The following is a 1,642-nucleotide window of genomic DNA, read 5'->3' as shown; positions in this document are numbered from 1 at the left end:
GTATAAAATAATGCGAAGTACTATAATTGCCCCCTCTTTTGCCTAAATCTAATTTTTCATCATTAAATCATTCTCTTTTTGATAGACAATTTCTCCATCAATAATCGTTGTCTCCACTTTCAAATCCTTAATACGGTCTGGTTCAGCCTTTAAAATACTTTCACTTAAAATAACTAAATCGGCTAATTTCCCTACTTCTAAGCTACCTTTTATATCCTCTTCAAAACTTGCATAAGCGCCATTCCATGTGTAAAGTTTAATCGCTTCTAGTACACTAATGGATTGATTCGTGCCAATTTCGACTCCAAATTGGCTTTTTCTATTAACTGCAGTATGAATTCCTAATAAAGGATTATAATCCGTAACCGGTGCATCTGAACTACCTGCTGCAATAATACCTTTATCTATATAGTCACGAGCAGCGTACATATAATTCACACGTTCACCATAATTGTGAGCATATATCTCGCCATATTCATATGGAAATGGTGGATTTGGAATAGGGATGACTTCCAGTTGTTTCATTCTTTCTTGTAAATCTGGGGTTGAAACTCCTGCATGCTCGATTCGATGACGATGATTTTTCCTTGGTGCTTCTTTTAACGCTCTTTCTACGCAATTTAAATACATTTCAATGGCTTTATCACCTTGAGCATGTACTGTAATTTGATATCCTTTTTTATGTGCTTCACCTAAAACTTTATATATTTCTTCCTCACTATAATAAAGAATCCCGAAATTGTTAGGATCACTGGAGTAGGGTTCTCGAGTTGCAATCGTTGGACCAGAGCTACTTCCATCTAAAAATATTTTAGCCGGCCCAACCCTAAATTTCTCATCCCCTGTACCGGTTACTATCCCTGCATTCATCATTTTATTTACAAATTTATCGGATTCATTTATGGTACCAATTATTGCATATACCCGAACGCCGATGTCTTTAGTTTTTATAGCTGTTTGTAATAAACGATAACAATTAGAATCAAAAGTAGCTGCTTCATGAATACTCGTGATACCCCCTGAAATGAAATGATCCGACGCGATTTTAACAGCTTTCATAAGTTCAGCATCTGTATAGCTTGCTACATCATTCATCTTCATATTTGCAGCCTCAAATAATTTCCCTGTAATTTCTCCCCTCTCATCCTTTTCAATTACTCCACCTTGAGGATTCGGTGTATTTTCGTCAATTCCAGCCTTCTCTAGTGCTGCTGTATTTACGATACAGATATGTCCGCACGTACGAGAAATGATGATTGGATGCTCCGTTGAAATGGCATCTAGCTCTGCAATCGTTGGATACCTTTTCTCCTTTATGGTCGTTTCATTAAACCCCCAAGCTCTTATCCACTCACCTTCTGGAGTTTCCAACGCTTTTTGCTTAAGCTCATTCAGCACATCTGCAACAGAGTCGATGTGACTTTCTTTACAACTGATATTCAACTGAAAAACCCCATATAAAACCAAGTGTGTGTGTGCATCAATAAATCCAGGAAGAAGAGATTTCCCTGCTAAGTCAATGACTTCCGTCTTCTCTCCAATAAATTTATTCATTTCTAAATTTGAACCGATCCCAATTATTCGATTATCCTTTATTGCTACAGATTCCACTATTGAGTTTTGTCTATCTGATGTAATAACT

1 protein-coding gene is annotated in these 1,642 nt (G+C 36.7%); it reads right to left on the bottom strand.

Annotated elements, in window-relative coordinates:
- Positions 1-48 precede the first annotated feature (48 nt).
- Positions 49-1,642: amidohydrolase (locus AB3X48_RS21925; RefSeq protein WP_367959946.1), on the bottom strand; the 1,594-nt coding region annotated here is incomplete at its 5' end.

This window comes from Bacillus sp. S4, assembly GCF_040838205.1.
Lineage (GTDB): Bacteria > Bacillota > Bacilli > Bacillales > Bacillaceae_G > Bacillus_A > Bacillus_A cereus_U.
Note: the sequence above shows the minus strand (reverse complement) of the source record. Positions and strands in the feature narration are given on the sequence as shown.